Genomic DNA, 4538 nt, shown 5'->3' on the forward strand with positions numbered 1-4538 from the left:
CCCTGGCTGCGTTGTCCGGCTGTGGTTTCCACGGCGCGAATTCGTTCAAATTACCGGGCACCAAGGGCGGCGGCCCGGGCTCGTACACCATCCAAGCGCAGATGCCCGATGTTCAAAACCTCGAACAGAATTCGCGCGTACGGGTCAACGACGTCACCGTCGGCACCGTGACCGACATCCAACTTCAGGGCTGGCATGCCGTGGTCACCATGACGATCGACGGCGGCGTCGACCTGCCGGCCAATGCAACGGCGACACTGGGTCAGACGAGCCTGCTGGGCTCGGTGCACGTGGAACTGGCACCGCCCGCTGGAGTGCCGCCCGAGGGCAAGCTCAAAGGTGGATCCTTGATTCCGTTGACATCCGCCGGTGCATACCCATCCACCGAGCGGACCCTGGCCGCGGTGTCGCTGCTGATCAATGGCGGTGGTCTGGGCCAGCTCCAGGACATAATCAAAGCGTTGAGCACGGGCTTTACTGGTCGCGAGCAGGACCTGAGAAGCCTTCTCGGACAACTCGATAAGTTCGTCAGCTACCTCAACGACCAAAAAGACGACATCATCGCCGCAACCGACAGCCTCAACAACCTGGTCGGTCAATTCGCCGACCAGAAGCCGGTGATCGACAAGGCGCTGAAGACACTGCCGGGCGCGTTGACCGTGCTCAAAGACGAGCGGAACAATCTCGCCGACGCGCTCGGCGAGCTGAGCAAATTCGGCGCCCTTGCTGCCGACTCAGTCAACAAGACCAAGTCAAATCTGGTCAAAGAGCTCAACGACCTCGGTAAGGTGCTCCAATCACTGGCCGACGCCGGGCCGGCGCTGACTCGCTCGCTGGGATTCTTCGGAACGTTCCCCTTCCCGAAGGACACGCTCAACAAATGGCTACGCGGCGACTACGCGAACTTGACCGCGGTCCTCGACCTCACAATGAGCCGGCTCGACTCGGGATTTTTCACCGGCACCCGCTTTGAGTGCAATCTGACCGAGCTGGAGCTGCAGTGGGGCCGCACCATTGGCCAGATGCCCAGTCCATGCATGGGCGGCAGCCAGTACAACCCCGGCAACCCGTTAGTCGTCCCTTACCACTTCAATCAGGGGCCGTGACATCGTGTTGACGAAGCGAACCAGAATCCAGCTGGTGGTTTTCGCTGCGGTCAGCTTGATCGCGGGCGCCATCATGTTTTTCGCCTACATGCAGGTACCGACCGTGTTTTTCGGGGTCGATCGATACTCGGTCACAGTGCAGCTGCCCCAAGCGGGCGGCCTGTACCCAGGCGGAAACGTCACCTACCGCGGGGTCGAGATTGGTCGGGTGCAAACCGTGCGCCTCACCCAGACCGGTGCCGAGGCGGTGCTTCAGCTGGATTCGGACGTCCACGTCCCCGCCGACCTCAACGCCCAAGTGCACAGCGTTTCGGCAGTTGGTGAGCAGTACGTCGAGCTGCTGCCACGCACCGCCAAAGGGCCGTCGCTGAAAGACGGCGACGTGATCGCGCTGGACCGCACGTATGTCCCACCGGATATCAACTCGCTGCTGGAGGCGGCCAACCGCGGCCTGTCCGCGATCCCGCGCGACAACCTGAAAACGGTGGTCGAGGAGGGGTATGTCGCCTTCGGCGGGCTCGGCCCGGACCTGTCCCGGCTGGTGAAGGGGACGACCGATCTGGCGATCGACGCCCGCAAGAACCTGGACGCCCTCACGACTTTGATCGACCAGTCGAAGCCGCTGCTGGACAGCCAAACCAGGTCATCGGACTCGGTCCAGGCCTGGGCCGCCCACCTGGCGACCATTACCTCGCAGCTACGGAACAACGACTCCGCGGTGGCGGGCATACTGCAGAAAGGCGGCCCAGCGGCCGACCAGGGCCGGCAGCTAATCGACCGGCTTAACCCCACATTGCCGATCGTGCTGGCCAATCTGGTCAGTGTGGGCCAGGTGGGGGTCACCTACCGGGACAACCTCGAAGCCCTCCTGGTGGAGTTGCCACAGGGCGCGGCCGACATCCAAGCGGTCGGCGTGGCCAACCGAAACACCAAGCAGGACTACCTCGGTGCCTACCTGAGCTTCAACCTGAACCTCGGCTGGCCGCCCGCATGCACCACCGGATTCCTGCCGCCCCAGCAGCAGCGGGACTCCAGTTACGAGGACTACCCGGAGCCTCCCAAAGGCGACTTTTACTGCCGGATACCGCAAGACTCGATGCTCAACGTGCGCGGCGCGCGCAACTATCCGTGTGAAACCCGGCCGGGCAAGCGCGCGCCGACCGTCAAAATGTGCGAAAGCGACCAAGCCTACGTGCCACTGAACGACGGGTGGAACTGGAAGGGTGATCCGAACGCAACATATACGGGGCAGGGCGTCCCGCAATACAGGCCGGGTGAGGAGCCGCCGGGGCAGGCGCCACCTCCGCTGCCGCCCGGTCCGCCACCCCCGCCGATAGCGGCTTTTCAATACGATCCGGCCACCGGCATGTACGTGGGACCGGACGGCCATACCTACACACCAGCCGAATTGGGCCGAGGTGCGGCAAAGGAGCAATCATGGCAAAGCATGCTGATGCCTCCCACGAGGAAGTGAGCAAGCCAGACACCGCCGAAGAGACGAGCTCTGCGGCAACGGAACTCGACGCCGATGACGCCGAGGATTACGACGACGCAGTTGACGCCGATGTGGACGACGATCCCAAAGACGTTGCCGCAGAAGCAAGGCCGATGTCGTCGGTACGGTTGGCGACAGCGTTGGGTGTCGTCGCGGTGGTCGCCTCGACGGCGCTTGCCGGTTGGCTAGGGTTTCGGGAGTATCAGGCACTTCGGGCCCAGCAGCAGTGCGAGCTGTTGGTGCAGGTGGGGCGGCAGGGCGCGGTGAACCTCACCACGATCGACTGGCAGCACGCCGACGCCGATATACAACGCATTCTGGACTCCGCGACAGACACCTTTTACGACGACTTCTCCAAGCGTTCAAAACCTTTCGCTGACGTGGTCAAGAAGGCGCAGTCCAAGACAGTGGGAACGGTCACGGAGGCGGGCCTCGAGTCGCAATCGAGCGACGAAGCCCAAGTGCTGGTCGCCATATCTGTCCGAACCTCAATTGTCGGTGCGACAGAAGAGGAGCCACGGCATTGGCGAATGCGAATCTCGGTGAAAAGGGTCGGCGACGAGGCAAAGGTTTCCAACGTCGCGTTCGTGCAGTGAGTAAGCCGCAGTTCGGCAAGCGCCGACTACCGATCCGACGAACCAGAAAAGGAGCCATCCCAGTGCGGGTTGAAACCGAAACTGTGACCGGCCAGGACGCGGCCGAGGTCTCCACGGAGAAACCCGAGCAGGTTGCGACCGAGATCGACGAGCCCGACGACATCGGGGAGGCCGAGAACGCGCGCGACACCGTGCACATCGTGGAATCGGAGGAGACATCCTCCGAGGGCGCTGAAACCGGGGAGGCCGAAGATGTTGAGCCCCAGGCACGTTGGCGCCAAATCAAGTGGTCGCGACTGTTGGCGTTTGGGGTGCTGCCCGTCCTGGCCTTGGTGATAGCGGCGGCCGCAGGCTTTCTGAAGTGGCAAGACGCATGGGTTCGCGGGTCCAAAGTCGCCGGCATCGAGTCCGTTGCGGCGGCGAAAGATTCCACCGTGGCGTTACTGTCCTACCAGCCCGATACCGTCGACAAGGATTTGGCGGCTGCCCGCGGTCGGTTGACCGGCAAGTTCGAGGATTCCTACACACAGTTGGCCCACGACGTGGTGGTCCCCGGCGCTAAGAAAGACCACATTGCGGCCGTTGCCACCGTTCCCGCTGCCGCCTCGGTGTCGGCGACTCCTCGGCACGCGGTCGTCCTGGTGTTCGTTGACCAGACGGTGACCGTTGGTAACGATGCGCCCACCGAGACCTCCTCTATCGTCCGGGTCACGATGGACAACATCGGTGGCCGGTGGCTGATCTCGGCATTCGATCCGGTTTAGAGCCGCGTGGCCGACGTAGAGATCTTGCGCGTGATCAGAGGGTGGTTTGCGACGGGCCGAAATTCTGGCAAAGCGTATAAGGGGGCTCGAATGTGCTGGCGCAGCCCTCGCCCCTCACGACGTAGGTCAAGCCAGGCTGGTAGGGATAGCGCACCTCCGCCGGGTCTTGACCATTCTTCGATGCGCATTCTCCCTGCGAACCCCCGCCGGCTACGGACAGACATACCACTGACGAGTTGGGGATGGCATGGATCGTGCACGGTCCCGGGCGCAGACTCGCCAGCACAAGGGTCAATCCATTTATTTGTGCGACTTTCGGTGGCGTGAGTATGAAGGTGCACTGCCCGGTCCCGTCGTCGTCGGATGGTGACGCATGCGATGCGGCCGCTGGGTAGACAGCAATGAATGCCATCGAAAGCCCGGCCCCCAACGCTGCCAGGGACCTCCGGACCGTTCCTGAATGGTAGTGTCCGACAGCGCTTTTAGGCCCAGAATTGATCCGAAAGATTCTCATGATGAGATGCACCTTCACGACGCGACCTAGACGTTGCCCTGGCGCGCGAGGCGCTCCAGGGGG

General features: G+C 62.8%; 4 protein-coding genes. All 4 read left to right on the top strand.

Annotated elements, in window-relative coordinates; translation table 11 throughout:
* Nucleotides 1-2: 2 nt before the first annotated feature.
* The 4 genes from WAN71_RS05275 to WAN71_RS05290 all read left to right on the top strand — a co-directional run bounded on the left by WAN71_RS05275 (nt 3) and on the right by WAN71_RS05290 (nt 3961).
* Nucleotides 3-1106 carry a virulence factor Mce family protein gene (locus tag WAN71_RS05275; RefSeq protein ID WP_422224322.1) on the top strand — a complete coding sequence of 368 codons (1104 nt, stop codon included), beginning with the start codon at nt 3-5 and terminating at the stop codon, nt 1104-1106.
* Nucleotide 1107: 1 nt separating this feature from the next.
* A complete protein-coding gene (locus WAN71_RS05280; RefSeq protein WP_422224325.1) occupies nt 1108-2580 on the top strand; it encodes an MCE family protein in 1473 nt (490 codons plus the stop codon).
* Nucleotides 2544-3197, top strand: coding sequence for an Mce protein (locus tag WAN71_RS05285; RefSeq protein WP_422224323.1), 654 nt, complete (start codon nt 2544-2546; stop codon nt 3195-3197). The genes WAN71_RS05280 and WAN71_RS05285 overlap by 37 nt, the downstream gene beginning before the upstream one ends.
* A gap of 62 nt (nt 3198-3259) precedes the next feature.
* Complete coding sequence (locus WAN71_RS05290) at nt 3260-3961, top strand: hypothetical protein (protein ID WP_422224324.1); 702 nt, start codon at nt 3260-3262, stop codon at nt 3959-3961.
* Nucleotides 3962-4538 lie beyond the last annotated feature (577 nt).

Source organism: Mycobacterium sp. (genome assembly GCF_049280035.1).
Lineage (GTDB): Bacteria > Actinomycetota > Actinomycetes > Mycobacteriales > Mycobacteriaceae > Mycobacterium.

Excerpts from the sequence above, each read along its gene's own strand:
- WAN71_RS05285 (WP_422224323.1), top strand. The coding sequence starts at position 2,544 with ATGGCAAAGCATGCTGATGCCTCCCACGAGGAAGTGAGCAAGCCAGAC.